The organism is Bradyrhizobium sp. 17 (genome assembly GCF_023073515.1).
Taxonomy (GTDB): domain Bacteria; phylum Pseudomonadota; class Alphaproteobacteria; order Rhizobiales; family Xanthobacteraceae; genus Bradyrhizobium; species Bradyrhizobium canariense_D.
This window is the reverse complement of sequence record NZ_JADPJQ010000113.1, coordinates 168787-194975: the sequence shown is the minus strand read 5'-3', so window position 1 is coordinate 194975 and position 26189 is coordinate 168787. Positions and strand designations below refer to the sequence as shown.

The window sequence follows — 26189 nt, the reverse complement described above, 5'->3', positions numbered from 1 at the left end:
AAGACCCGGATGTCGCTTCGCTCATCCGGGCTACGCGCCCGTGCAAAAATCACTAGCGGTTGCGCATCCAGTCGGCGAGGCCGGACAACGCCTTGTCGAGGTCCTGCCGCGCTGCGGCGTCCACAACCGTCTCCTCCAGCGCACCGCGCATGCAGAGCATCCACGCGTCGCGCTCGGCATCGCCGATGGCAAAGCCGATGTGGCGCTGGCGCAGCCGCGGGTGGCCCTTCTCGACCGAATAGAGTTTCGGGCCGCCGGTCCATTCGGTGAGATAGCGCTTCAGCACATCCCTGATCAGGCCGAGGTCGTCCGCATGCATCGCGCGGATGATCTTCGCCTCCGGCAGCGTATCCATCCGGTCGTAGAAGCGATCGACCAGTCGATCGATCGTGGCGCTGCCGCCGATCCGCTCGAACATGGCGATTGCGACGTCGCTCTCGGTCATGGGAGTTCGGACCTACAGCGCGACGCTGCGCAGCCCGAAGCTGCGCGCTTCGTTCTGCAGCACCGGCCGGACCGCATCAACCAGGCGCGCCGCGGCGGCATCGACGGACAGCCCCGCCGTGTCGACCACCGCCGTCGCGCGCGCATATAGCGGCTCGCGGCTCAAGAGGATGTTGCGCAGCTCCGCCATCGCGGAGCGGTCGTCGGCCATCGGGCGCAAATCGCCCTGGCGGCGGACGCGGGCCATGTGCTCCTCGGGCTCGGCCTTCAGCCAGATCGTGTAGAACGACGACAGGATCTGGTCGAAGGTCAGAGGTTCGGAGACGATGCCGCCGCCGGTCGCCAGCACCATCAGCTCGTTGCGCGCGAGCAGCTGCTGCAGCGCCGCCTGCTCCATGCGGCGAAAGCCTTCCTGGCCGTAGAGCGCGATGATCTCGGCGACCGACAGCCCGTTCTGCTGCTCGATCTCCTTGTTGAGCTCGACAAAGCTCCAGCCGACCTTCTTCGCCAGCATCCGCCCAAGCGTCGATTTGCCGGCGCCGCGCAGGCCGATTAGCGCGATGCCGCAGAACGGCGCGCGCCGCGGCGCGGAGGCGCTGCCGCCTGCGAGCAGATCTTTTGCTTGTGCGACCTGCGCCGGCGTCGCCTTGCGCAGGAGATCGCGAAACATCTGCCAGTCCGGGGTCGGATCGGCCGAGGGAAGCAGGTCTTCGAGATGCGCGCCCATCGCGTCGGAGACGCGGCGCAGCAGCACGATGGAGACGTTGCCCTTGCCGCTTTCGAGCTGCGCGATGTAGCGCTCCGATATTCCTGATACCTTAGCGAGCACCTTGCGCGACATGCCGCGCAGCGCGCGCATGGTGCGCACGCGCTGGCCGAGCTGTTCGAGAAATCGGGATTCGGCGTCGGGACTGTCGGTCATGGACTGCGGATCATGGGCCTGCTTGAGCGGATGTCTTCTTTTAAAGAGGTCCTGCGGCGCGTATTAATGAAACATAGTGCCTGCTGGCATTGACAGCAAGCCGAGGCGGTGTCTTTCTATGAATTATAATTCTAAATTCAGGGGAGAAGTCCGTGAGCGAGGGATCCTATAACGCGGTGACCTGGCTGCTCGACCGGAACGTCGAGGAGGGACGCGGCAACAAGCTCGCCTTCGACGACACCGTCTCACGCCTCACCTATGGCGAGCTCCAGCGCGAAACGCGGCGCGCCGCCAACATGCTGCGCCGGCTCGGGGGCCGCCGCGAAGAGCGCGTGGCCATGATCATGCTGGATACGGTCGACTTCCCGATCGTGTTTCTGGGCGCGATCCGCGCCGGCATCGTGCCGGTGCCGCTCAACACGCTGCTGACATCAGATCAATACGCCTACATCCTCGCCGATTGCCGCGCGCGCGTGCTGTTCGTCTCGGAAGCGCTCTATCCCGTCATCAAGGACGTCGTCGGCCGCATGCCGGATCTGGAGCATGTCGTGGTCTCCGGCGCCAAACAGAACGGCCACAAGCAGCTCGCCGAGGAGATTGCGGACGAGAGCGATCAGTTCACCACCGCCGCCACCCATTCCGACGAACCGGCATTCTGGCTGTATTCCTCAGGTTCGACCGGCATGCCCAAGGGCGTGCGGCACATCCATTCGAACATGCAGGCGACCGCGGACACTTATGCGAAGCAGGTGCTCGGCATTCGCGAGAACGACGTTTGTCTTTCCGCGGCAAAGCTGTTCTTCGCATATGGCCTCGGCAATGCGTTGACCTTTCCGATGTCGGTCGGCGCCAGCGTGGTGCTCAACAGCGAACGGCCGACGCCCGCACGCATGTTCGACCTGATGAACCGCTACAATCCCTCGATCTTCTACGGCGTGCCGACCCTGTTCGCGGCGATGCTCAACGACGAAGCGATGAAGAGCGAGCGCGGCGGCAAGTCGCTCCGCATCTGCACCTCGGCCGGCGAGGCGCTCCCGGAGTCCGTCGGCAACAGCTGGAGGGCGCGCTTCGGCGTCGATATTCTCGACGGCGTCGGCTCGACCGAGCTGTTGCACATCTTCCTGTCGAACGCGCCCGGCGACATCAAATACGGCTCCTCCGGCAAACCGGTGCCCGGCTATGCGGTGCGGCTTGTCAACGAGGCCGGACAGGATGTCGCCGACGGCGAGGTCGGCGAGCTCCTGGTCGATGCGCCCTCCGCCGGCGAGGGGTACTGGAACCAGCGCCACAAGAGCCGCCGCACGTTCGAGGGGCCGTGGACCCGCACCGGCGACAAATATGTCAGGGATTCCGAGGGCCGCTATACCTTCTGCGGCCGCGCCGACGACATGTTCAAGGTCTCTGGCATCTGGGTCTCGCCCTTCGAGGTCGAGAGCGCGCTGATCACGCATCCCGCCGTGCTGGAAGCTGCCGTCGTGCCCGAAGCCGATCCGGAAGGTCTGCTGAAGCCCAAGGCCTTCGTCGTGCTGCGCCCCGGCGCGACGACGGCGGGCCTGCAGGAGATGCTTAAGGATCACGTCAAGCAGAAGATCGGCCCGTGGAAATATCCGCGCTGGATCGACGTGGTGGATTCCTTGCCGAAGACGGCGACGGGGAAGATCCAGCGGTTCAAGCTGCGGGACGGGGCGAATTGACAACAGGTCGTCATGGCCGGGCTTGACGACGGAGAGAGAAGAGCGACAGAGCATGACCAACCTCGCCCCCACCGGCTTCCTCAGCATCGGCGACGCCAGCCTCGAATACAAATGGCTGGCGCCGCAATCCGCCGATGCACCGACCATCGTCATGCTGCATGAAGGCCTCGGCTCGGTCGGGCTCTGGGGTGACTTCCCCGAGAAGCTGCGAGAGGCGACCTCCGCCGGCATCTTCGTCTATTCGCGCGCGGGCTACGGCCAGTCGAGCAAGGTCGCGCTGCCGCGGCCGCTCGACTACATGCAGCGCGAGGCACTCGACGTGCTGCCGAAGATCCTCGACGCGATCGGCTTCAGGCGTGGCCTGCTGCTCGGCCATTCCGACGGCGCGTCGATCGCGACGATCTATGCCGGCGCGCATCAGGATCATCGCCTGAACGGCCTCGTACTGATCGCGCCGCATTTCATCGTCGAGGACATCTCGGTGAAGTCGATTGCGGACATCAAGACGGCATTTGAGACCACCGACCTGAAGGCAAAGCTCGCGCGCTGGCACACGGACGTCGACAACGCCTTCTACGGCTGGAACGCCGCCTGGCTCGATCCCAAATTCCGCGACTGGGATATCTCGGAATATCTCGCTTATATCCGCGTTCCCGTCCTGATCCTTCAAGGCGTGGACGACCAATACGGGACGCTGCGTCAGGCCGAGATCGCGCAGCACGAATGCTATTGCCCGGTCGATTTGAAAGTCATGTCAGGCGCGGCGCATTCTCCGCATCGCGAAGCTCCGGGAGCGACGCTTCACGCGATTGAGCAATTTGCAGCAGCGGCCCTAGGAGAGGACATGCAACAAAATGCATGTATGGGCCGTTAAAGTCTAGACGCGCGCAACAATATGCATTATTGTGCATCTAACGGTAAACCAAGACGAACTCAAGGGTGGCCCATGGCCGAGGAAGATCGGCGCCTCGCAGGCGGCGCGACATTCATCGATTTCCAGACCGAGCCGTCCCGCTACCGGCACTGGAAGCTCGCGGTTGACGGTGACGTCGCCACCCTGACCATGGACGTCGACGAGAATGGCGGCCTGTTCGAGGGCTATCTGCTCAAGCTCAATTCCTACGATCTCGGCGTCGACATCGAGCTTGCCGACGCGGTCCAGCGCCTGCGCTTCGAGCACCCCGAGGTGAAGGTCGTGGTGATGCGCTCGGCCAAGAACCGCGTGTTCTGCGCCGGCGCCAACATCCGCATGCTCGCCGGCTCGACGCATGCCCACAAGGTCAATTTCTGCAAGTTCACCAACGAGACCCGCAACGGCATGGAAGACTCGTCGGAGAATTCCGGCCAGCGCTTTATCACCGTCGTGAACGGCTCGGCCGCCGGCGGCGGCTATGAGCTCGCGCTCGCCACCGACTACATCATGCTTGCCGATGACGGCGCGTCCGCCGTCGCCTTGCCCGAAGTGCCGCTGCTGGCGGTGCTGCCGGGCACCGGCGGCCTCACGCGTGTGGTCGACAAGCGCAAGGTGCGCCGCGATCACGCCGATTTCTTCTGCACCATCGAAGAAGGCGTGAAGGGCAAGCGCGCCGTGCAATGGCGCCTGGTCGACGAGATCGCGCCGAACAGCAAGCTCGAAGGCAAGGTTGCCGAGCGCGCCAGGGAATTCGCCCAGGCCTCGAAGCGCAAGGGCAGCGGCAAGGGCATCGCGCTGACGCCGCTCAAGCGCATCATCGATGAGACGAGCATCCGCTACGGCTTTGTCACCGTCGACGTCGACCGCGCCGCCCGCATCGCCACGATCTCGATCAAGGCGCCTGAAGCCGCGCCGCCCGCCGATATCGACGGGATGATGGCGCAGGGTGTCGCGTTCTGGCCGCTCCAGGTCGCGCGCGAACTCGACGACGCCATCCTGCATCTGCGTATCAACGAGCTCGAGATCGCGATGCTGGTGTTCAAGAGTCACGGCGACCGCGCCCATGTGCTCGCCTGCGACGCCTTCCTCGAAGCCAACAAGGCGCACTGGCTGGTCAACGAAATCAGGCACTACTGGAAGCGTGTCTTGAAGCGCATCGACGTCACCTCGCGCACGCTGGTGACGCTGGTCGAGCCCGGCTCCTGCTTCGCCGGCACGCTCGCCGAGCTCGTCTTCGCCGCCGACCGTTCCTACATGCTGATCGGCACGCGCCAGGGCGACAACCGCCCGCCGCCGTCGATCGAACTGTCAGCGATGAATTTTGGCCCGTATCCGATGAGCCATGGCCTGACGCGGCTTCAGTCGCGCTTCCAGGCCGATCCGTCCGATGTGGAACGCGCGGAAGCCACGACGGGCACCGCGCTGGACGCCGAGCAGGCCGAAGAGCTCGGTCTCGTCACCTTCGCACTCGACGACATCGACTGGGACGACGAGGTCCGCGTGTTCCTGGAGGAGCGCGCCAGCTTCTCGCCCGACAGCCTCACCGGCATGGAAGCCAACCTGCGCTTCGTCGGCCCCGAGACGATGGAATCGAAGATCTTCTCGCGCCTCACCGCGTGGCAGAACTGGATCTTCCAGCGCCCCAACGCGGTCGGCGAGGAAGGCGCGCTGCGCCGCTACGGCAGCGGCCAGAAGCCGAAATTCGATATGACGCGAGTGTAGAGCGCGAATGGAGAGTGGCGAATAGCGAATAGAGACGTCATTCGCCTCGCTATTCGCGATCCCACAATTCGATGCCCGCGATTTAATGAACTAGTCCCACACGGGAGGTCTTCCATGAACATCATGAACGTCGACTACTCGACCAAGATTCCGAACAACGTCAATTTGGCCGAAGACCGCCAGGTGCTCAAGGCGCTGGAAGGCTGGCATCCCGGCTACATGGACTGGTGGAAAGACATGGGGCCGGAAGGCTTCCAGGAATCGCTGGTGTACTTGCGCACCGCCTATTCGGTCGATCCGCGCGGCTGGGCCAAGTTCGACTATGTGCGGATGCCCGAGTATCGCTGGGGCATTCTCCTTGCTCCCCAGGAAGAGAACCGCGTCGTGCCGTTCGGCGAGCATTTTGGCGAGCCGGCCTGGCAGGAAGTCCCGGGCGAGTATCGCGCCATGCTGCGCCGTCTGATCGTGATCCAGGGCGACACCGAGCCCGCCTCCGTCGAGCAGCAGCGCCATCTCGGCAAGACCGCGCCCTCGCTGTACGACATGCGCAATCTGTTCCAGGTCAATGTCGAGGAAGGCCGTCACCTCTGGGCGATGGTGTACCTGCTGCAAAAGTACTTTGGTCGCGACGGACGTGAAGAGGCCGACGATTTGTTGCGCCGCCGCTCGGGCGACGCCGACTCGCCGCGCATGCTGGGCGCCTTCAACGAGGCGACGCCGGACTGGCTGTCCTTCTTCATGTTCACCTACTTCACCGACCGCGACGGCAAGATGCAGCTGCACTCGCTTGCGCAGTCCGGCTTCGATCCCCTGTCGCGCACCTGCCGCTTCATGCTGACGGAAGAAGCGCACCACATGTTCGTCGGCGAGACCGGCATCACCCGCGTCGTGCAGCGCACCTGCGATGCGATGCGCGAAGCCGGCATCACCGATCCCACCGACATCGCGAAGGTCCGCGCGCTCGGCGTGATCGACCTGCCGACCATTCAGAAGAAGCTGAACCTGCACTATACGCTGTCGCTCGATCTGTTTGGCTCGGAAGTCTCGACCAACGCGGCGAACGCCTTCAACACCGGCATCAAGGGTCGCTATCACGAGACCCAGATCGACGACGATCATCAGCTCAAGAACGCCACCTATCCGGTGCTGAAGTTCATCGACGGTGAGATCAAGCTCGTCGACGAGCCGGCGCTGACCGCGCTCAACATGCGCCTGCGCGACGATTACAGCCAGGATTGCGTCAAGGGCATGCTGCGCTGGAACAAGGTGATCTCGACCGCGGGCTACCAGTTTCAGCTCAAGCTGCCCAACGTCGCCTTCCACCGCCATATCGGCGAGTTCAAGGGCATCCACGCGACGCCCGACGGCATTTTGATCGACGATGCCACCTGGGCGAAGCGCAAGGACGAATGGCTGCCCTCGACCGCGGACGGCGACTTCATCACCTCGCTGATGCAGCCCGTCACCGAGACCGGCCAGTTCGCCTCCTGGATCTCACCGCCGAAAGTCGGCATCGACAACAAGCCCGGCGATTTCGAATATGTGAGGATCGAGTCGTAAGGGCCGCCAGCGAGGCGCGACGGCCGCGCTACATACTCACCTGTCGTCCCGGCGAAGGCCGGGACTACACCGGAGTGTGAGGTGAGGGCGTCGTGCTGACGCGCCCCCGCCTACCCCGCGATCTCCAGCCCCGCGTTCGCGTACACCACGCCGCCATCCACCGCGATGGTGTTGCCGACCACGTAGTCACCCGCGCGCGAGGCGAGATAGATCGCCACGCCGGCCATGTCCTCGTCGGTTCCGATCCGCCGCGCCGGAATGCGCTTGGCGACCTCGTCCGAATGGTCGCGCGCAGCCCGGTTCATGTCGGACTTGAACGCGCCGGGCGCGATCGCGGTGACGTTGACGTTGTCCTTGATCAGTTTCGTCGCCATGCGCCGCGTCAAATGGATCACCGCGGCCTTGCTCGCGGCATAGGAGTAGGTCTCGCCGGGATTGACGAAAATGCCGTCAACCGAGGCGATGTTGATGACCTTGGCGGGCCGCTCATGCGAAGCCGCCGCGCGCAGCGGCTTGGCCAGCGCCTTGGTCAGGAAGAACAGCGACTTGACGTTGAGGTCCATCACCTTGTCCCAGCCGCTTTCGGGGAATTCGTCGAACTCCGCGCCCCAGGCAGCCCCTGCATTGTTGACGAGGATGTTGAGCTTCGGCTCCAGCTTGATGATTTCGCGAGCGAGCCTGTCGCAGCCGTCGACGGTCGAGATGTCGATCGGCAGCGCGATGCACTCACCGTCATATCGGCCTGACAGCTCTCTCGCGGTGGCCTCGCAAGGTCCTGCCTTGCGCGCGGTGATGTAGACCTTCGCGGCTCCCGCGCTGAGAAATCCCGCCGCGATCATCTTGCCGATGCCGCGCGAACCACCGGTCACCAGCGCGACGCGGCCTTTGAGCGAGAACAGATCGTTGAACATGGTGCCTCCCTTGGTGTTTGGCGACGTTTTGAGCGGGGTAGGGAGGGGAGTCAAGGAAAGTGCCGCATCGTCGTCCTGGCTTTCGCCATGCGACGTCCGAGTTCGGGCAGCCAAGACGGAGAGATTAAGCCGCCGCGATCCTGCGGAAGCCGTTCCACATCGCGGTCGCGGCGCCCGAGGTCAGCACCGGCAGAATCCGCGTGTCCTGGTAATTGCCGTTGAGCGAGACCCGTGGCAGCGCCGTCATGCGGCCGGCGTCTTCGGCGAACAGCATGCCGGGCCGCGTCGTCACCGCGGTCTTGAAGCCGGCGGATGCAGCGAGCACGAATTCACGCTCGCCCGCCGCCTCGCGATCGCCATAGGGATAGGCCAGATGTTGAACGTTGCGGCCGAGCGCCTGCTCGATCCGCGCGCGGCTCACGGCCATCTCCTGCGTGGCGATCGCTTCGCTTTGCTTGGCGAGATTGCAATGGCTGACGGAATGCGCGCCGATCGTGACCAGGGGATCGGCGGCAAATGTCTTCACCTCGTCCCAGGACAGGCAGAGGCTGCGGCACAGCGCGGCCATGTCGACGCCGTACTTCGTGCAGAGCGCCTCGATCTCGCGCTTGAGATCGTGCTCGCCGGGCAGTGCGCGCAACCAGTCGTGCAGGCGATCGAACGCCACCTGCTTGGCGGCTGGCGTCGTCGCATCGAGCCGCAGCGCGGCATTGCCGATCGTCACCTCGATCTGCTCGGTCTTGGCGATCACGGCCTCCAGCGCCTCCCACCACAGCCGGCCCGTCCCCTCCGCGAAATCGCTGGCGACATAGACCGCCAAGGGCGCGTCAAATTCGCGCAGAACCGGCAGCGCAAAATCGAGATTGTCGCGATAGCCATCGTCGAGCGTGAAGGCGGCGAAGCGGCGGTCGAACCGGCGCCGCACCAGCCGCTCGTGCAGCTCGTCCATGCTGACGATGTCGATCTCGCGCGCGCGCAGGTGGCGCAGTGTGGCACGCAGGAATTCGGGGGTGACTTCGAGATGCCGGTTCGGCTGGAACGCCGCGCCGCGGGCCGGCCGCACGTGATGCAGCATGAATATGGCGCCGACGCCCGACAAAAGCGGACGCAACAGGTGGTGGGCGCCGCTGAAATAGAGTGCTTCCAGCCCGGCGCGGATGACGTTGTTACGGAGTTGTTTCATGACCCGCTGGCGGACTTTGGCATTCCGCTTTCAACTTACGGAAGAACCCTTGAAGAAAAAGTTATTCCAATTGTCCAGGCCCGGCCTTCGGAAGGGCGTCATTTCCGGTTTGACAGCCTGCCAAGGGTTTGTTTTGTCTCCGGTTCCAGAGTTCGGGTCGTCGAATGCACAAGCTTTTCAGGTGGGCCAGCAAATGGTGGCCGGGGCTGATCCCCTTGGCCGTCATGTGGGGATTTGCGGCCTGGAATAACACTTTGCCGGTCGAGGCGGACCTTTCCGCCCGCAGCTCGGCGGCGCTAAAGGATACCGTTCTGGACAAGACCCGGATCGCGGTGGATGGCCGCGACGTCAGCCTGGCTGCGGACGCGTTTTCTGAGGAGGGGCGCCGCGACGCTGTTGTGGCGGTCGAGACCGTCCCCGGCGTGCGCCTGGTCGACGACCGGACCCGCCTCGTGCCCGAGGCAAAGCCCTTCGTCTGGAACGCCGAGCGCGACGTGGTGCGGGTGACGCTGTCAGGCTCCGCGCCCCTGCCGTCGATGAAGGGCCGCCTGACCGAGGCGGCCCGCAAGGAGGTCGGCGGCACCGAGGTGGCCGATCAGATGGGTTTGGCCCGCGGCGCACCGCCGCGGTTCGAGGCGGCTGCGATGCTGCTGCTCGACCAGATCGGCAAGCTCAAGGACGGCAAGATCACGATCACAGACACCAAAGTCACTCTGTCAGGGATGGCGCGCGATCTCGGCGGCCGCGAAGCGGTCGCAGCGGCCCTTAAAAACCTGCCCGAGGGCTTTTCGATCGCCGCCAACGATGTCAAGGCGCCGCCTTACGTGTTCCAGGCTTACAAGGATCCGGTGGCCGCGACGGTGACGCTGACCGGCTATGTTCCCGACAACAATGTCCACGCGGCCATCGCCACCAGCGCGTCGCGGAAATTCTTCAACGAAAAGGTTGTCGACAATCTCAAGGCCAGCGTCGGCGCGCCCGGCTCCTTCAGCCCCGCCGTGGTCGCAGCGCTCGGCGCGCTGTCGCGACTGTCGACCGGCACGCTCGTCGTGTCCGACCGCGAGGTGAAGCTGTCGGGCGATGCGCTCTATGAAGGTGCCGCCAACGACATCCGCACAGGCCTCGGCAAGGATTTTCCGAAAAACTGGCAGTACAAGCCGGAAATCACGGTGAAACCCGCGGCCGGGCCGGTCGACGGCACCGTGTGCCAGCAATTGTTCTCCGAGCTCTTGGCCAAGGCCAAGATTCGCTTCGGGGCGAAGCGCGCCGAGATCGATCCGGATTCCGCCGGCATTCTTGATCATCTGATCGAGACGGCATTGCGATGTCCCACCACCAATATCGAGGTCGCCGGGCATACCGATGCCGACGGCGAGGATTCCTTCAACCAGGCACTGTCGGAGAAGCGCGCGAAGGCGGTGATCGACTACCTGGTCAAGGCCGGCTTGCCTGGCAACCGGTTCACCGCGGTCGGCTACGGCAGCACGCAGCCCGTCGCCGGCAATGACAGCGAAGACGCCAAGGCGCAGAACCGCCGCATCGAATTTCTGGTGAGGTGACGATGCCCTATCTCGTCTCGTTCCATCTGGGCTGGCTGATCGGCTCGCTGCTGCTCGGCTTCTGCATGGGCTGGATCTCGGTGGTCCAACGCGGCAACGGCACCTCGAAGGTGACCGCGCGCTGGCTCGCCGTGCTTGTTGCCGGCCTGGTCGCGGCCTCGTTCGCGCATGTGGTCCCCGGTCGCTTCGGCTACTGGCTCGACCTCGGCCTGGTCATGTTCGCCTGCTACCTCGTCGGCGGCGGCATCGGCGCCTGGCTGCGCGACCGTGTGGTCGCGCGCAGCATGCCACCGGCCTGAGCGGCTGAGCTGAGAGGCAAACGCGCGCCCGCTATCGCGCTCATCAACTTGCGCTGCCATCAGATTTCCAGGGCGACAAAGCGCGCTTGACAATAATACGTACGTACGTATTGTAACGCCATGCCCAAGCCCTCGCTCAAAGACGCCATTCTCGACGCCGGCCTGAAGGTCATGTTTCGGACCGGCTATCACGGCACCAGCGTGCGCGACGTCACCACTGCTGCGGGCGCGCCGCAGGGGTCCTTCACCAATCATTTCCGCTCCAAGGAAGCGTTCGCCTCCGAGGTGCTCGACCGCTACTTCGAGATCACAAGGGGGCTGGTCGCCGAGGCGCTCGACGACACCTCGCTGACCCCGCGGGCTCGGCTGAAGCGCTACCTGGACATCATCATTGGCCGGCTCGAAGCGGACGGCTACGGCCGCGGCTGTCTGATCGGCGATCTCAGTCTGGAGGCGACCGGCAGCAGCGAGATGCTGCGCGCGCGCCTTGCGGCCATCTTTGCTGAATGGCGCATGCCGTTCGCCGCCTGCATCAGGGATGCCCAAACCAGCGGCGAGATCGCATCCGATTTCGAGCCCGAGGAGCTCGCAGACTTCCTGCTCGCGTCCTGGCAGGGCGCGATCCTGCGCATGAAGGTCGACCGCAATCCCAAAGCGCTCGAACGTTTCAAGAGCATCGCATTCCAAACCGTGTTCAAGGAGCTGACATGACCAAGCAGATCGACATCAAGCTTCGCAAAGCGTCCGTCCTCGGAAGCGGCATGGCCTATCGTGAGGCAGGCGCGCAGAACGCGCCGGTCGCGCTCTTCCTGCACGGCAATCCGACGTCCTCGCACATCTGGCGCAACATCATGCCCCTGGTGTCACCGGTCGCGCATTGCCTCGCGCCCGACAACATCGGCTTCGGTCAGTCCGGCAAGCCCAACATCGCCTATCGCTTCTTCGACCACGTCCGCTATCTCGATGCCTTCATCGAACAGCGCGGCATTACGTCGGCCTATCTGGTCGCGCAGGATTGGGGCACGGCGCTCGCATTTCATCTTGCGGCGCGCCGGCCGGATTTCGTGCGCGGCCTTGCCTTCATGGAATTCATTCGTCCGATGCCGACCTGGCAGGACTTCCACGACACCGAGGTTGCCGCAGAGCAGGAGCATGCCGAGGCGGCGCGGGCGGCCTTCCGTAAATTCAGGACGCCGGGCGAGGGCGAGGCGATGATCCTCGAGGCGAATGCCTTCGTCGAGCGCGTGCTACCCGGCGGCATGGTCCGCAAGCTCAGCGATGACGAGATGGCGCCCTATCGCGCGCCGTTTCCAACACCAGAGAGCCGCCGGCCCGTTCTTGCACTTCCGCGCGAACTGCCGATCGCAGGCGAGCCCGCTGACGTTTATCAGGCTCTGCAGTCCGCGCATGCAGCGCTGGCCGCGTCGTTCTATCCAAAGCTCCTGTTCACCGGCGAGCCCGGAGCTCTGGTCTCACCGGAATTTGCCGAACGGTTTGCAGCCTCCCTGAAGCACTGCGCGCTGGTTCGTCTCGGCGCCGGCCTGCATTTCCTCCAGGAGGATCACCCCGAGGCGATCGGGCGCTCCGTCGCCGGCTGGATCGCGGGCATCGAGGCAGTGCGCCCGCAGCTTGCGGCCTGAGCAGAACGCTACCTCCGAACGACGTGCTCATCGCGGCCGCTGGCGGGCGGCCGCAATGACGTCTGTGATGTCGCAGTGCAACCGGATGATCGAGCGCGAGCCGTCGGCCACGTAATCGTGCGCGCCGCAGCGGCCGCGCGCGGCGCGACCCTCTTTCAACAGCGAAATCCCGCCCATAGATTGATTTCGACTTAAGCCGTGACGGAACATTGTACGGCCGAAATCATCAAAACTTCATGGCGTCTGCGCCAGGATGGCCATGGAGATTCGCGTCAGGCTTGCCGCCGAAAGCGCCAAACCGTGCATCAGGAGCCCGCAACCTGCCTAAAACCTTGAAGCCACGACTTTTTGTTCGAATTGTCGAATTCCACTCCGCCCCAAAACGCGCTAGTGGAGGGGCAGGGGGCATGCGCGATGCCGGAGCCGCCGGCGAGGATTCGTCGGGTGCCTGCGTGTCGTCCGCCTGTTCGCCGGCCACCCTGGCCGCTGAAGCGTTGTTCGAGGTTTAGATGCTGGAAGCCATACGCAGGGCGATGTCGTTTCTGCGCCAGAAGCAAATCCTGCATAAGCTTGGAGTTGTGATCAGCGTCGCGGTCATCGGCATCGCTTGCTATGTGCTCTACCACATGCTGCGCGGCATCGATGTCAACGAAGTCCTCGAAGCGATCAAGAGCACCGAGCCGAGCCAGATCGCGATGGCGGCGCTGTTCGTCGCTGCGGGCTATTTCACGCTGACCTTCTACGACCTGTTCGCCGTGCGCGCGATCGGCCATCCCCACGTGCCCTATCGGATTAACGCGCTCGCTGCCTTCACCAGCTATTCGATCGGCCACAATGTCGGCGCCAGCGTCTTCACCGGCGGCGCGGTGCGCTACCGCATCTATTCCGCCTATGGCCTGAACGCGATCGACGTCGCAAAGATCTGCTTCCTCGCCGGCCTGACCTTCTGGCTCGGCAATGCCGCGGTGCTGGGCCTCGGCATCTCCTATCATCCGGAAGCCGCGGCCTCGATCGACATGCTTCCGCCCTGGCTGAACCGGATGCTGGCGATGATGATCATCGTCGGACTGGTCGCTTACGTGGTCTGGGTCTGGACCCAGCCGCGCATGGTCGGCCGCGGGCCCTGGACCGTGATGCTGCCGGGCGGCCCGCTGACGCTGCTCCAGATCGCGATCGGCATCATCGATCTCGGCTTCTGCGCGCTCGCGATGTACGTGCTGGTCCCTGACGAGCCCAATCTCGGTTTCGTGGTGGTCGCGGTGATCTTCGTCTCGGCCACGCTGCTCGGCTTTGCCAGCCATTCGCCCGGAGGCCTTGGCGTGTTCGACGCGGCGATGCTGGTCGGGCTCTGGCAGATGGACCGCGAGGAGCTGCTGGGCGGGATGCTGCTGTTCCGCGTCCTCTATTATCTGTCCCCTTTTGTCATATCTGTAATCTTGCTGACGTTTCGCGAAGTTATCATCGGCGCACGATCGAAGCGCCTGCAGCAGGCTGCGCTCAAGCTCGACCCCGGCCCCGCGCCTGAAGCCGCTTACGTGAGAAAGCGCAGCGACAGCGGCGCCTGACCGGCGCAAGGCCTTTTGGAGAAGCCCGCCCCGATGGCGATCGACGCCCCAACTTCTCCCTCCTCCCCGCCCTGGTCCGACCGGCTGCGGCACTCGACCGTCATCCTGATCGCCGCGGCGCTCGCGCTATCCGTGGTGGTCTCGCTGGGGGAATTATCGGCGCTGCATGCGATTGCGGTGTTCCTCTGCATCGCGGCCGCAGCGCTGATCCCGTGGCGCCTGCACGATACCGCCGCCTCGCGCGAAGAGACCCGCCGCGTCAACCCGGTCGAGAGCGCGGCGGTCGCCGCAGTGGTCGCCGGCATGCCCGATCCCGCGGTGCTGCTCGACCGCGCCGGCCGCGTCATCCATCTCAACGCCGCAGCCGCCCAGCTCGCGCCGGCACTGCGCCGGAATGAGCTCGCCCAGTTCGCGCTGCGCTCGCCCGAGATCATCACGGCGCTGCGCGAGTCGATCGCGACCACCGAGCCGCGGCGCGCGACCTATCTCGACCATGTCCCGGTCGATCGCTGGATGGAGCTGACCATCACGCCGGTGCCGGTGCCGACCACCTTTGGCGGCGCCGACAAATGCATGCTGATGACCTTTCACGACCAGACGCCGCTGCGCCGGGTCGAGGAAATGCGGGCCGATTTCGTCGCCAATGCCAGCCACGAGCTGCGCACGCCGCTGGCCGCGCTGTCCGGCTTCATCGACACGCTCCAGGGCCAGGCCAAGGACGATCCCAAGGCGCGCGAGCGCTTCCTCGGCATCATGCACAACCAAGCCACCCGGATGGCGCGCCTGATCGACGATCTCTTGTCGCTGTCGCGGGTGGAGCTGTCGGCCCATGTGCGGCCCGACACCCTGGTCGACCTGCTGCCGATCATCTTGCAGGTCGCCGATGGGCTCGAGCCGCTGGCGCGGGAACGCCAGGTCGAGGTCGAGACCCAGCTGCCCGAGACCCCGGTGCTGATCGCGGGGGACCGCGAGGAGTTGCTCCGCCTGTTCGAGAATTTGATCGAGAACGCGCTCAAATACGGCGCCTCCGGTGGACGCATTATCGTGTCGCTGATATCAGGCGCGGCCCCTGATGGAACTCAGGAAATCCGGGTGCTGGTCCGGGATTTCGGCCCCGGCATCGCGCCGGAGCACCTGCCGCGGCTGACCGAGCGCTTCTACCGGGTCGATGTCGGCGACAGCCGCTCGCAGGGCGGCACCGGCCTGGGATTGTCGCTGGTGAAACATATTCTTAACCGTCATCGCGGCCGGCTTTTGATCGAAAGCGTGCCCAAACAGGGCGCCACTTTCACCGCCTGTTTTCCCCAGGGCAAGCCTGCGGCTCTGAGCTAAATTCCAGCGATTTCAGCTGCTTAACACTGTCATCCGACTGTCACCAAACCTTCGTAAAAGCTCAGCTGTCCGCTCCTAAAGGGGCGGCACGGGGAGCGCGATCGGGCGCGGATGGCGCTTCGCTCCCCTGTATGGAGACCAGCATGAATTTCCTCAAAACACTCGTCGCTGCTGGCATTGTCGCCGCATCGACGACGGCGGCCTTTGCTGCCGACATCACCGGAGCCGGCGCGACGTTCCCGTTCCCGATCTATTCCAAATGGGCCGACGCCTACAAGAAGGAGACCGGCAACGGTCTGAACTACCAGTCGATCGGCTCCGGCGGCGGCATTAAGCAGATCCAGGCCAAGACCGTGACCTTCGGCGCCAGCGATGCGCCGCTCAAGGCCGAGCAGCTCGAGAAGGACGGCCTCGTCCAGTGGCCGATGGTGATGGGTGCCATCGTGCCCGTCGTCAACATCGAGGGCGTGAAGCCCGGTGAACTGGTGTTCGACGGCGAGACGCTGGCCAGCATCTATCTCGGCAAGATCACCAAATGGGACGACGCCGCGATCAAGAAGCTCAACCCGAACGTGAAGCTGCCCTCGGAGGCCATCACCGTGGTCCGCCGTTCGGACGGTTCGGGCACCACCTTCAACTTCACCAACTACCTCGCCAAGGCCAGCGCGGATTGGAAGAGCAAGGTCGGTGAGGGTACCGCGGTCGAGTGGCCGGTCGGCGTCGGCGCCAAGGGCAATGAAGGCGTGTCCGGCAACATCAGCCAGACCAAGAACTCGATTGGCTATGTCGAGTACGCCTATGCCAAGCAGAACAAGCTGACCTACACCGGTCTCATCAACAAGGCCGGCAAGCCTGTGCAGCCCACCGTCGAAGCCTTCCAGGCGGCCGCCTCCAACGCCGACTGGGCCAAGGCTCCCGGCTACTACGTCATCCTGACCGACCAGCCCGGCGAGAAATCCTGGCCGATCACGGCGGCGACCTTCATCCTCATGCACAAGGACGCCACCGACAAGGCGGCCTCGCAGGAAGCCATCAAGTTCTTCCGCTGGGCCTTCAAGAGCGGCGGCAAGGCGGCTGAAGAGCTCGACTACATCCCGATGCCGGATCCGGTCGTTCAGCTGATCGAGAAGACCTGGGCTGCCGACATCAAGAGCTAGGTTCGCGACGCTCGTGCCCCGGATGCGCTGCGCTGCATCCGGGGCACGGACCAACAAAAAACGTATACTATTTGGTACAGGGGATCGGCGTGGCAGAGATGGCCGTTCAGAGCGATGTAATCGACGACGCCGGACCGTATGACCGCGCCAAGGCCTTGAGCGCGTTCAAGCTCGGCGACGTTACCTTCTACTGGATTACGCGGCTCTCCGCGATCTCGGTGCTTCTGATCCTCGGCGGCATCATCATTTCGCTGATCGTCGGCGCTTTCCCGGCGATGAAAGAATACGGCGTCTCCTTCCTGTGGACGCAGCGCTGGGCGCCCTCCGCAGATCCGCCGGTGCTCGGCGCGCTCGGGCCGATGTACGGCACGCTCGTCACCTCCTTCATCGCGATGCTGATCGCCATTCCCGTGGGTCTCGGCATTGCGATCTTCCTCACCGAGCTCTGCCCGCAATGGCTGCGCCGCCCGATCGGCATGGCAATCGAGCTGCTCGCCGGTATTCCCTCGATCATCTACGGCATGTGGGGCTTCTTCGTGTTGGGTCCGTTCCTGGCCAACACGTTCCAGCCCTTCATGATCAAGATCTTCGACGGCGTTCCCGTGCTGGGCGCGATCTTCGCAGGTCCCCCGTCCTATCTCAGCCTGTTCAATGCCGCGCTGATCCTTGCCATCATGGTGCTGCCCTTCATCACCTCGATCTCGGTCGACGTGTTCAAGACGGTGCCTCCGGTCCTGAAGGAAGCCGCCTACGGCGTCGGCTGCACCACATGGGAAGTCGTCCGCAGCGTGGTGATCCCCTACACCCGGGTCGGCGTCATCGGCGGCATCATGCTGGCGCTGGGCCGCGCGCTCGGCGAGACCATGGCGGTGACCTTCATCATCGGCAACTCGTTCCGGATCTCGTCATCGATCTTTGCGCCGGGCACCACGATCTCGGCGGCGATCGCATCCGAGTTCGCCGAGAGCGACGGCCTGCACCAATCCGGCCTGATCCTGCTCGGCCTCCTGCTGTTCGTTCTGACCTTCTTCGTGCTCGCAGCGGCGCGGCTGATGCTGATGCGGCTGGAAAAGAAGGCGGGGAATTAGCGCCATGAATCCGATCTATTCACGCCGACGCCGCAAGGACATCGTCGTCCGCGGGCTCTGCATCGCCGCAACCGCCTTCGGCGTCACCTGGCTCGCGCTGATCCTGATCACGCTGCTCTACAACGGGCTGGCGGGACTCAATGTCCAGCTGTTCACCGAGAACACGCCGCCACCGGGATCGAACGAGGGCGGTCTGCTCAACGCCATCGTCGGCTCGCTGATCATGACCGTGATCGGCGTCGGCATCGGCGCGCCGCTCGGTATGTTCGCCGGCACCTATCTCGCCGAATACGGCCGCAATGACCGGCTGACCTCGGTGATCCGCTTCATCAACGACATCCTGCTCTCGGCGCCCTCGATCATCATCGGCCTGTTCATCTACGGCGCCGTGGTGGTGCCGATGCGCGGCTTCTCGGCGATCGCAGGCTCGCTCGCCCTCGCGGTCATCGTGATCCCGGTGGTGCTGCGCACGACCGAGGACATGCTGCTGCTGGTGCCGAACGCGTTGCGCGAGGCGGCCTCGGCGCTCGGCCTGCCGCGTTCGCTGGTGATCAAGCGGATCGCTTATCGTGCTGCCCGATCGGGTCTCATCACCGGCGTGCTGCTCGCGACCGCTCGCGTCGCCGGTGAAACCGCGCCGCTGCTGTTCACCGCGCTATCGAACCAGTTCTTCAGCCTCGGCCTGAACAAGACGATGGCGAACCTGCCTGTGACCATCAACAACTTCGTGCAGAGCCCCTATGCCTATTGGAAGCAGTTGGCCTGGAGCGGGGCGCTGCTCATCACCCTGACCGTTCTTGCCCTTAATATTTTCGCGCGCATCCTTGGCGCCGAGAGGACCGCAAAATGAGTGATCTTTCCGTGTCGATGAGCGCGTCCGGTGGACTGCCGCACGCGGCGGTGCTGCCCGAGGCGCCCCCCAAGGTGACCGTGCGTAACCTGGACTTCTATTACGGCGAGCACCATGCGCTGAAGAACATCAACCTGACGCTCGGCGCCAACCGCGTTACGGCGTTCATCGGTCCGTCGGGCTGCGGCAAGTCGACCCTGCTGCGCATCTTCAACCGGATGTACGACCTCTATCCCGGCCAGCGCGCCACCGGTCAGCTCATGCTCGATCAGACCAACATTCTCGACCCCAGGCTGGACCTCAATTTGCTGCGCGCCCGCGTCGGCATGGTGTTCCAGAAGCCGACGCCGTTCCCGATGACGATCTACGAGAACATCGCGTTCGGCATCCGTCTCTATGAGAAGATCTCGAAGTCCGAGATGGACGGCCGCGTCGAGAAGGCGCTGCGCGGCGGCGCGCTGTGGAACGAGGTCAAGGACAAGCTCAACGCCTCCGGCCTGTCGCTCTCCGGCGGCCAGCAGCAGCGCCTCTGCATCGCCCGCACCGTCGCGGTGCGGCCCGAGGTGATCCTGTTCGACGAACCCTGTTCGGCGCTCGACCCGATCTCGACCGCCAAGGTCGAGGAGCTGATCCAGGAGCTGTCCGAGGATTACACGATCGCTATCGTCACCCACAACATGCAACAGGCGGCGCGCGTCTCCGACAAGACCGCCTTCATGTATCTCGGCGAGCTGATAGAGTTCGACGACACCAGCAAGATCTTCACGTCGCCGTCAGATCGGCGCACGCAGGATTACATCACCGGCCGGTTCGGCTAGGAGACGCGACATGGGTTCTGAACATACCGCAAAGGCTTTCGACACCGACCTCCAGGAACTCACTCGCCTGGTCGCCGAGATGGGCGGCATCGCCGAGCGCATGATCGTCGAGTCCGTCGACGCGCTGATCCGCCGCGACGTCCCGCTCGGCCAGCGCGTCGTCGCCATCGACACCGAGCTCGACGCGCTGCAGAAGCGCATCGAGGAGCGTGCGGTGCTCACCATCGCCCGCCGCCAGCCGATGGCGGTCGATCTGCGCGAGATCGTCGGCGCCATGCGCGTCGCGACCGATCTCGAGCGCATCGGCGACCTCGCCAAGAACATGGGCAAGCGCGTCGCGGCGCTGGAGACGGACTTCCATCCGCTCAAGCTGTTCCGCGGCCTCGAGCACATGACCGACCTCGTGCAGCAGCAGGTCAAGTCGGTGCTGGACGCCTATGCCGCGCATGATTTGCCGGCGGCGATGGCGGTGTGGAAGGGCGACGAGGAAGTCGACGCCATCTGCACCTCGCTGTTCCGCGAACTCCTCACCTACATGATGGAGGATCCGCGCAATATCTCGTTCTGCATCCATCTGATGTTCTGCGCCAAGAACATCGAGCGGATCGGCGACCACGCCACCAATATCGCCGAGACCGTGTTCTACATGATCGAGGGCCAGGCGATCACCGACAAGCGGCCGAAGGGCGACATGACGACCTTTGCCAACACGGTACCGAACACCTGAAGACTTAAGGAGCGACGACCCGATGGGCGCACGCATTATGGTGGTTGAGGACGAGGAAGCCCTGACCGAGCTTCTCCGCTACAACCTCGAAGGCGACGGCTATGACGTCGAGACGGTGATGCGCGGCGACGACGCCGACACCCGCCTCAAGGAGCACATCCCCGATCTGATCGTGCTCGACTGGATGCTGCCGGGCCTGTCAGGCATCGAATTGTGCCGGCGGCTTCGCACCCGTCCCGAGACCAAGCAGCTCCCGATCATCATGCTCACCGCGCGCGGCGAGGAGAGCGAGCGGGTGCGGGGTCTTGCGACCGGCGCCGACGATTACATCGTCAAGCCGTTCTCGGTGCCGGAGCTGCTGGCGCGCGTGAAAGGCCTGCTGCGGCGCGCGAGCCCGGAGCGCCTCGCCACCGTCCTTGCTTTTGGCGACATCGAGCTCGACCGTGACAAGCGCCGCGTGGCGCGCTCGGGCCGGCCGATCGATCTCGGTCCGACCGAATATCGCCTGCTGGAGTTCTTCCTGGAGCATCCGGGACGGGTGTTCTCGCGCGAGCAGCTGCTCGACAGCGTCTGGGGCCGCGACATCTATATCGACGAGCGCACCGTCGACGTGCATATCGGCCGCCTGCGCAAGCTGCTCAATCTCGGCCGCGAGCAGGACCCGATCCGCACCGTCCGCGGCGCCGGCTACGCGCTGGATGATCGCTTCGCGAAGGCGGAGCAGGTGTAGGGTTGCAGGCTTGTTTGTTGGCGAGCTGTCCCTGCATTCTCAGCCGTCGTCCCGGACAAGCGAGCGAAGCGAGCGCTGATCCGGGACCCATAACCACCGAACGTGGTTTGGCGAAGACTCGGAGTGACCCCTTCCGCACGATTATTGCGTGCTCGGAGTATGGGTCCCGGCCCCCCGTGCGCAATTGCGCACTAGGCCGGGACGACACTGAAATTGTTGAACTGTCTTCGCGTGACGACTAACGGGGACCCGGCTTTACCGGTGCGCGGCGCCGATCCGACGCGGGCTGGTACGCAACGCGCGAGTGCTGGGCGCAATAGGGCAGTCCGGACAGCGCCCTTCCACCGCAGAAGAAGAAGTCCGGGCTCGAGGGATCGCCGACCGGCCAGTGGCAGGTCGCCTCGTTCAATTCCAGCAGCGACAGCCGCTGGCTCATCGGCACCACGTTGTCGTAGGTGACCGGATCCGGCTCAGCCTCGACCTCGAAGGCCTGCGCCAGCGCGGTGTTGCCGCGCGAGATCGGGCGGCTCACCCGCATCATGTGCTGCGCGGGGCGCGCCTTGCGCGGCCGCGGCGCTGCCGATGATGGGCTCTTGGCGCGGCCCGAAAGGCCGAGCCTGTGCACTTTGCCGATCACGGCATTGCGGGTCACATTGCCGAGCTCCGCCGCGATCTGGCTGGCCGAAAGTCCGGCCTCCCAGAGCTTTTTCAGCTGCTCGACGCGATCATCGGACCAGGTCAAAACCGTCATTGCACCCTTTCCCTCGCTGCGCGCCAGCCATCCTGGGGCCTCGCAGCGAATGCCTAAGCCTTCAAAAACCCGTGCCGCCAGAATCCCTTAAGGCTCGCCGGGCGCGTCTTGAACGCCCGAACGTTTACGCCGGTACATAAGGACTTAAAGATCAGAACCACTGCACGAGATGTCGTATCTGACAATCCAAACGCTACAATATGGCGTGACTCCCGCGCAAGAGTCCGCCGACTCGCTTCCACATGTTCCGTGGCCAAATCCCGCAAAATCGGCACCGCAAGACTACGGATTCAGCGTTTCGCGAGGCTTTCCGGGCGGCATTGACACCCGTTTCACCAGGCCTAAGATAGTCGCACGTGCCGCCCTCAAGAGGCGGCACGTTTCGTTTTCCGGGCCGGTCGATGGTGCGTTGCGCAATGCACGCTCACTCCGTCCGCAACATTCAAGTGACCATCATGACTAACAGCGCAGCGCCGCATTTGCTCCCCGTTTTCGCCAGGTCCGACCTTGGTTTCGAGCGTGGCGAAGGCTGCTGGCTGATCGCGACCAATGGCGAGCGCTATCTCGATTTCACCTCCGGGGTGGCGGTGAATGCGCTCGGCCATGCCCATCCGGCGCTGGTCGCGGCGTTGCAGGAGCAGGCCACCAAGCTCTGGCACATGTCGAATCTGTTCCAGAGCCCGGACGGCGAAAAGCTCGCCGCGCGCCTGTGCAATGAAAGTTTCGCGGATTTCGTGTTCTTCTGCAATTCCGGCGCCGAAGCGCTGGAATGCGTGATCAAGGTCGTGCGCCGTTATCACGCCGCAAAGGGTCATCCCGACCGCTATCGCATGATCACCTTCGAAGGCGCCTTCCATGGCCGCACGCTGGCGACGCTGGCCGCAACGGGATCGGCAAAATATCTCGAAGGTTTCGGCCCTCCGATGGAGGGCTTCGACCAGGTTGCGCATGGCGATCTCGATGACGTGAAAAAGGCAATCGGTCCGCAGACCGCCGGCATCCTGATCGAGCCGATCCAGGGCGAGGGCGGTGTGCGTTCGGCAACGCCCGCCTTCCTGAGGGCGTTGCGCCAGCTCTGCGACGAGAAGGGTCTGTTGCTCGCCTTCGACGAGGTGCAGACCGGCATGGGCCGCACCGGCGATCTGTTCGCGTACCGCCGCCTTGGCGTCGAACCCGACGTGATGTCGCTGGCCAAGGCGCTCGGCGGCGGCTTCCCGATCGGCGCCTGCCTTGCGACCGCCGAAGCGGCGTCCGGCATGACGCCGGGCTCGCACGGCTCGACCTTCGGGGGCAATCCGCTCGCGATCGCGGCTGCGAACGCCGTGCTCGACGTCATGCTCAAGCCCGGCTTCTTCGACCACGTGCAGAGGATGTCGCTGCTGCTCAAGCAGAAGCTCGCCTCCGTGATCGACCGTCACGGCGATGTCGTCAGCGAAGTGCGCGGCGAGGGCCTCCTGATCGGCATCAAGGCCGTGGTGCCCTCCGGCGATCTCGTTGCAGCCTTGCGCGACCAAAAGCTGCTCACCGTCGGTGCCGGCGACAATGTCGTGCGTTTCCTGCCGCCTTTGATCGTCACCGAAGCCGAGATCGAGGACAGCGTCGGGCGGCTCGAGCGCGCCTGCACCGCGTTGTCCGGCAACAAGCGGGCGGCAAGCTGATGAGCAAGTCGCCCGATAAAACACCGAAGCACTTCCTCGATATCAACGAGCTGCCGCTGTCGGAGCTCAAGCGCATGCTCGCTGCGTCCTCCGCGATGAAGGCGAAGCAGAAGGCGCATCAGCCGGTCAGGCCGCTCGAAGGCAAGACCCTGGCGATGATCTTCGAGCGCCCCTCGACGCGGACGCGGGTGTCTTTCGACGTCGCCATGCGCCAGCTCGGCGGCGAGCCCATCATGCTCACCGGCGCCGAAATGCAGCTCGGCCGCGGCGAGACCATCGCCGACACCGCGCGCGTGCTGTCGCGCTATGTCGACGCCATCATGATCCGCATCCTCAATCACGATGCCCTGCTGGAGCTTGCAGCGAACGCCACCGTGCCCGTCATCAACGGCCTGACGCGCCGCTCGCATCCCTGCCAGGTGATGGCGGACCTCATGACCTACGAGGAACATCGCGGCCCGATCGAGGGCAAGACCGTGGCCTGGACCGGCGACGACAACAACGTGCTCGCCTCCTGGGCGCACGCCGCCGAGCGCTTCAAGTTCCAGCTCAATGTCGCGACGCCTCCGGAACTCGCGCCGAAAAAGGCGATGCGCGACTTCATCAAGGCGACCGGCGCGCCGATCATGCTCGGCACGGATGCCGAAGCCGCCGTGCGCGGCGCCGATTGTGTCGTGACCGACACCTGGGTGTCGATGGGCGACAAGGAAGGCAAGCACCGCCACAACGTGCTCAAGCCCTATCAGGTCAATGCGCAGCTGATGTCGCTTGCCAAGCCGGATGCGCTATTCATGCACTGCCTGCCCGCCCATCGCGGCGAGGAGGTCACCGACGAGGTGATCGACGGTCCACAATCCGTCGTGTTCGACGAGGCCGAAAACCGCCTGCACGCGCAAAAGGGCATTCTGGCCTGGTGCTTCGACGCGGTGAAGTAATCCGGGCCGGTATCCGCCGTGCCGGCGAAGTAGGTCTTCATCGTCGTCCTGGCCTTCGCCAGGACGACACCGAATTTGCCGTGCTTGCGTACGATCCGTGCTGCATTCTGGATGCAGCCCTCACCCCTTCCAATTCCGCCTTCCGACCCCAGATAAAGCGCCATGGTTTCCCAATCCCCTGATATGAAAACCGGGCCTGAAGGCCCGGTTCGCGCGCCATCCGCGGTTCCGATCGATGACGCCGTGCTGCCTTACGAGGTCGACGCGCTCGATGTGCGCGGTCGGCTGGTGCGGCTTGGTCCGGCGCTCGACGAAATCCTGACCAAGCACGATTATCCCGCGCCGGTCGGCAAGCTGCTCGGCGAGGCCATCGTGCTGACCACGCTGCTTGGCTCCTCGCTGAAGTTCGAGGGCCGCTTCATTCTCCAGGCCCAGACCGACGGTCCGGTGTCGTTCCTGGTCGTGGACTATCAGGCGCCGGATCGCCTGCGCGCCTATGCGCGCTACGACGCCGCGCGACTCGGCGAGGCCAAAGATACTGGCACGCATTCCGGCGCGCTGCTGGGCCACGGCCATCTCGCCATGACCATCGACCAAGGCCCCGACATGAGCCGCTACCAGGGCCTGGTCGCGCTCGACGGCGGCAGCCTCGAAGACGCCGCTCACGAATATTTCCTGCGCTCCGAGCAGATCCCGACACGCGTGCGTCTCGCTGTCGGCGAGGAATGGCGTTCGAACGACGGCGGCAAGCATCGCTGGCGTGCTGGCGGCATGCTGATGCAGTTCCTGCCGAAGGCGCCCGAGCGTGCGCGGCAGGCCGATCTGCATCCCGGCGATGCGCCCGAAGGCGTCGAAGTGCACGCCGTCGCTGAAGACGATGCCTGGGTCGAGGCACGCTCGCTGATCGAGACCGTCGAAGACGTTGAGCTGATCGATCCGGAGCTGTCCGGGGAGCGGCTGCTCTACCGCCTGTTCCACGAGCGCGGCGTGCGCGTGTTCAATCCGCTGCCCTTGAAGGCGCAATGCTCCTGCTCGCGCGATGCGGTGGCATCGATGCTAAAGAGCTTTTCGTCTGACGACCGTGCCGCGATGGTCAAGGACGACAAGGTCGTCGTGACCTGCGAGTTCTGCAGCTCGGTGTACGAGTTCACGCCGGATGAAGCAGGCGTGGAAGACGCGTAAGGCGTTAGCCTGCAGGTGCGATAGGGTCGGCCAAAGCGGAGCGCGCCCACCATCTCCTGCCCTAGTTCAACACCCGCTTGTTGTCCGGGCTGTCCAGCGAGAACGTCGGCACGTCAATTTCGAAGCGCTCGCCAGTCGCGCTGACCATCTGGTAGCGGCCGGTCATGAAGCCCGAGGCGGTCGTGAGCGGGACGCCGGAGGTGTATTCGAAGCGTTCGCCGGGCGCGAGCGTCGGCTGCTCGCCGACGACGCCCTCGCCCTTCACCTCCTGCTGCCGGCCCGTGGCGTCGGTGATGATCCAGTGCCGCGTCTTGAGCTGCACGGTCTCGTCGCCGGAATTGGTGATGACGACGGTATAGGCCCAGAAATAACGGGAGCGGTCAGCCGACGACTGCTCCGGAACAAAGTTCGGCTCGACGGTCACTTCGATCTGGCGGGTCACGGCGCGGTACATGATTGCCATCATACCGAAAACCGCCCGGGAACCAAACGCCGGAGACGCCTTGGCGACATCGTCCCGCCAGAATTCGCAGGGAAGTACACGTCCAA

Annotated in this window: 25 protein-coding genes and 1 pseudogene; 19 read left to right on the top strand and 7 right to left on the bottom strand. The window is 64.5% G+C overall.

The genetic code is table 11. The features are described 5' to 3' along the window. Positions 1-52: 52 nt before the first annotated feature. Both IVB13_RS23595 and IVB13_RS23590 read right to left on the bottom strand, forming a co-directional pair. Positions 53-445, bottom strand: coding sequence for a group II truncated hemoglobin (locus tag IVB13_RS23595; protein ID WP_018456047.1), 393 nt, complete (start codon positions 443-445; stop codon positions 53-55). Between the two features lie 12 nt (positions 446-457). Further along, a pseudogene (locus tag IVB13_RS23590) lies at positions 458-1378 on the bottom strand (helix-turn-helix transcriptional regulator); the annotation flags it as partial. A 140-nt stretch (positions 1379-1518) separates the two neighbouring features. Here IVB13_RS23590 and IVB13_RS23585 point away from each other — a divergent pair. From IVB13_RS23585 to boxB, 4 genes are all read left to right on the top strand, one after another. Continuing rightward, on the top strand, positions 1519-3060 hold the full coding sequence (locus tag IVB13_RS23585; protein ID WP_247295964.1) for a benzoate-CoA ligase family protein: 1542 nt from the start codon (positions 1519-1521) through the stop codon (positions 3058-3060). A gap of 52 nt (positions 3061-3112) precedes the next feature. Continuing rightward, positions 3113-3934 (top strand): alpha/beta hydrolase, encoded by an 822-nt coding sequence (locus IVB13_RS23580; protein WP_018456050.1) that lies wholly within the window; start codon positions 3113-3115, stop codon positions 3932-3934. Between the two features lie 72 nt (positions 3935-4006). Beyond that, on the top strand, positions 4007-5695 hold the full coding sequence (gene boxC, locus IVB13_RS23575) for a 2,3-epoxybenzoyl-CoA dihydrolase (RefSeq protein WP_247295966.1): 1689 nt from the start codon (positions 4007-4009) through the stop codon (positions 5693-5695). Between the two features lie 123 nt (positions 5696-5818). Further along, positions 5819-7255, top strand: coding sequence for a benzoyl-CoA 2,3-epoxidase subunit BoxB (boxB, locus tag IVB13_RS23570; protein WP_026233075.1), 1437 nt, complete (start codon positions 5819-5821; stop codon positions 7253-7255). A 110-nt stretch (positions 7256-7365) separates the two neighbouring features. On the opposite strand, the gene IVB13_RS23565 is transcribed toward boxB, so the two are convergent. Together IVB13_RS23565 and IVB13_RS23560 are read right to left on the bottom strand one after the other, a co-directional pair. After that, entirely contained in the window at positions 7366-8166 is an 801-nt protein-coding gene (locus tag IVB13_RS23565) for an SDR family oxidoreductase (protein WP_018456053.1), read from the bottom strand. A 124-nt stretch (positions 8167-8290) separates the two neighbouring features. Continuing rightward, entirely contained in the window at positions 8291-9349 is a 1059-nt protein-coding gene (locus tag IVB13_RS23560; RefSeq protein WP_018456054.1) for a polysaccharide deacetylase family protein, read from the bottom strand. A gap of 164 nt (positions 9350-9513) precedes the next feature. Here IVB13_RS23560 and IVB13_RS23555 point away from each other — a divergent pair, with 164 nt between their 5' ends. The 4 genes from IVB13_RS23555 to IVB13_RS23540 all read left to right on the top strand — a co-directional run bounded on the left by IVB13_RS23555 (position 9514) and on the right by IVB13_RS23540 (position 12847). Continuing rightward, complete coding sequence (locus tag IVB13_RS23555) at positions 9514-10908, top strand: OmpA family protein (protein ID WP_247490730.1); 1395 nt, start codon at positions 9514-9516, stop codon at positions 10906-10908. A gap of 2 nt (positions 10909-10910) precedes the next feature. Further along, entirely contained in the window at positions 10911-11207 is a 297-nt protein-coding gene (locus IVB13_RS23550) for a membrane protein (RefSeq protein ID WP_018456056.1), read from the top strand. Positions 11208-11327: 120 nt separating this feature from the next. Further along, complete coding sequence (locus tag IVB13_RS23545; RefSeq protein WP_018456057.1) at positions 11328-11918, top strand: TetR/AcrR family transcriptional regulator; 591 nt, start codon at positions 11328-11330, stop codon at positions 11916-11918. Then, complete coding sequence (locus tag IVB13_RS23540; protein ID WP_018456058.1) at positions 11915-12847, top strand: haloalkane dehalogenase; 933 nt, start codon at positions 11915-11917, stop codon at positions 12845-12847. The genes IVB13_RS23545 and IVB13_RS23540 overlap by 4 nt, the downstream gene beginning before the upstream one ends. 27 nt (positions 12848-12874) lie before the next feature. Here IVB13_RS23540 and IVB13_RS23535 read toward each other — a convergent pair whose 3' ends face one another. Next, the gene (locus IVB13_RS23535; protein WP_018456059.1) at positions 12875-13024 is read right to left on the bottom strand and encodes a hypothetical protein; all 150 of its coding nucleotides are present in this window, start codon (positions 13022-13024) and stop codon (positions 12875-12877) included. A 332-nt stretch (positions 13025-13356) separates the two neighbouring features. On the opposite strand from IVB13_RS23535, the gene IVB13_RS23530 reads away from it, so the two are divergent. The 8 genes from IVB13_RS23530 to phoB all read left to right on the top strand — a co-directional run bounded on the left by IVB13_RS23530 (position 13357) and on the right by phoB (position 21114). Next, on the top strand, positions 13357-14412 hold the full coding sequence (locus IVB13_RS23530) for a lysylphosphatidylglycerol synthase domain-containing protein (protein WP_018456061.1): 1056 nt from the start codon (positions 13357-13359) through the stop codon (positions 14410-14412). Between the two features lie 33 nt (positions 14413-14445). Continuing rightward, positions 14446-15744 carry an ATP-binding protein gene (locus IVB13_RS23525; protein WP_018456062.1) on the top strand — a complete coding sequence of 433 codons (1299 nt, stop codon included), beginning with the start codon at positions 14446-14448 and terminating at the stop codon, positions 15742-15744. A 143-nt stretch (positions 15745-15887) separates the two neighbouring features. Further along, a complete protein-coding gene (pstS, locus tag IVB13_RS23520; RefSeq protein WP_026233076.1) occupies positions 15888-16901 on the top strand; it encodes a phosphate ABC transporter substrate-binding protein PstS in 1014 nt (337 codons plus the stop codon). Between the two features lie 98 nt (positions 16902-16999). Continuing rightward, the gene (pstC, locus tag IVB13_RS23515; protein WP_018456064.1) at positions 17000-17989 is read left to right on the top strand and encodes a phosphate ABC transporter permease subunit PstC; all 990 of its coding nucleotides are present in this window, start codon (positions 17000-17002) and stop codon (positions 17987-17989) included. Between the two features lie 4 nt (positions 17990-17993). Further along, on the top strand, positions 17994-18839 hold the full coding sequence (gene pstA, locus IVB13_RS23510) for a phosphate ABC transporter permease PstA (protein WP_018456065.1): 846 nt from the start codon (positions 17994-17996) through the stop codon (positions 18837-18839). Further along, on the top strand, positions 18836-19657 hold the full coding sequence (gene pstB, locus IVB13_RS23505) for a phosphate ABC transporter ATP-binding protein PstB (RefSeq protein WP_018456066.1): 822 nt from the start codon (positions 18836-18838) through the stop codon (positions 19655-19657). Before pstA ends, pstB begins: the two co-directional genes overlap by 4 nt. 10 nt (positions 19658-19667) lie before the next feature. Next, positions 19668-20384: a phosphate signaling complex protein PhoU gene (gene phoU, locus IVB13_RS23500; RefSeq protein WP_018456067.1), complete on the top strand. Its 717-nt coding sequence runs from the start codon at positions 19668-19670 to the stop codon at positions 20382-20384. A 22-nt stretch (positions 20385-20406) separates the two neighbouring features. Further along, positions 20407-21114, top strand: coding sequence for a phosphate regulon transcriptional regulator PhoB (gene phoB, locus IVB13_RS23495; protein WP_007597871.1), 708 nt, complete (start codon positions 20407-20409; stop codon positions 21112-21114). 238 nt (positions 21115-21352) lie between these two features. On the opposite strand, the gene IVB13_RS23490 is transcribed toward phoB, so the two are convergent. Further along, a complete protein-coding gene (locus IVB13_RS23490) occupies positions 21353-21865 on the bottom strand; it encodes a GcrA family cell cycle regulator (RefSeq protein WP_007597869.1) in 513 nt (170 codons plus the stop codon). Between the two features lie 455 nt (positions 21866-22320). Between IVB13_RS23490 and IVB13_RS23485 the strand changes: the two genes are divergently transcribed. From IVB13_RS23485 to IVB13_RS23475, 3 genes are all read left to right on the top strand, one after another. Beyond that, positions 22321-23523, top strand: coding sequence for an aspartate aminotransferase family protein (locus IVB13_RS23485; RefSeq protein WP_247490728.1), 1203 nt, complete (start codon positions 22321-22323; stop codon positions 23521-23523). Beyond that, a complete protein-coding gene (gene argF / locus IVB13_RS23480) occupies positions 23523-24458 on the top strand; it encodes an ornithine carbamoyltransferase (RefSeq protein WP_018456070.1) in 936 nt (311 codons plus the stop codon). Before IVB13_RS23485 ends, argF begins: the two co-directional genes overlap by 1 nt. Positions 24459-24620: 162 nt before the next feature. After that, a complete protein-coding gene (locus IVB13_RS23475; RefSeq protein ID WP_026233079.1) occupies positions 24621-25640 on the top strand; it encodes an Hsp33 family molecular chaperone in 1020 nt (339 codons plus the stop codon). A 61-nt stretch (positions 25641-25701) separates the two neighbouring features. Here the strand turns inward: IVB13_RS23475 and apaG are convergent, their stop codons facing one another. Next, complete coding sequence (apaG, locus tag IVB13_RS23470) at positions 25702-26094, bottom strand: Co2+/Mg2+ efflux protein ApaG (RefSeq protein WP_026233080.1); 393 nt, start codon at positions 26092-26094, stop codon at positions 25702-25704. Positions 26095-26189 lie beyond the last annotated feature (95 nt).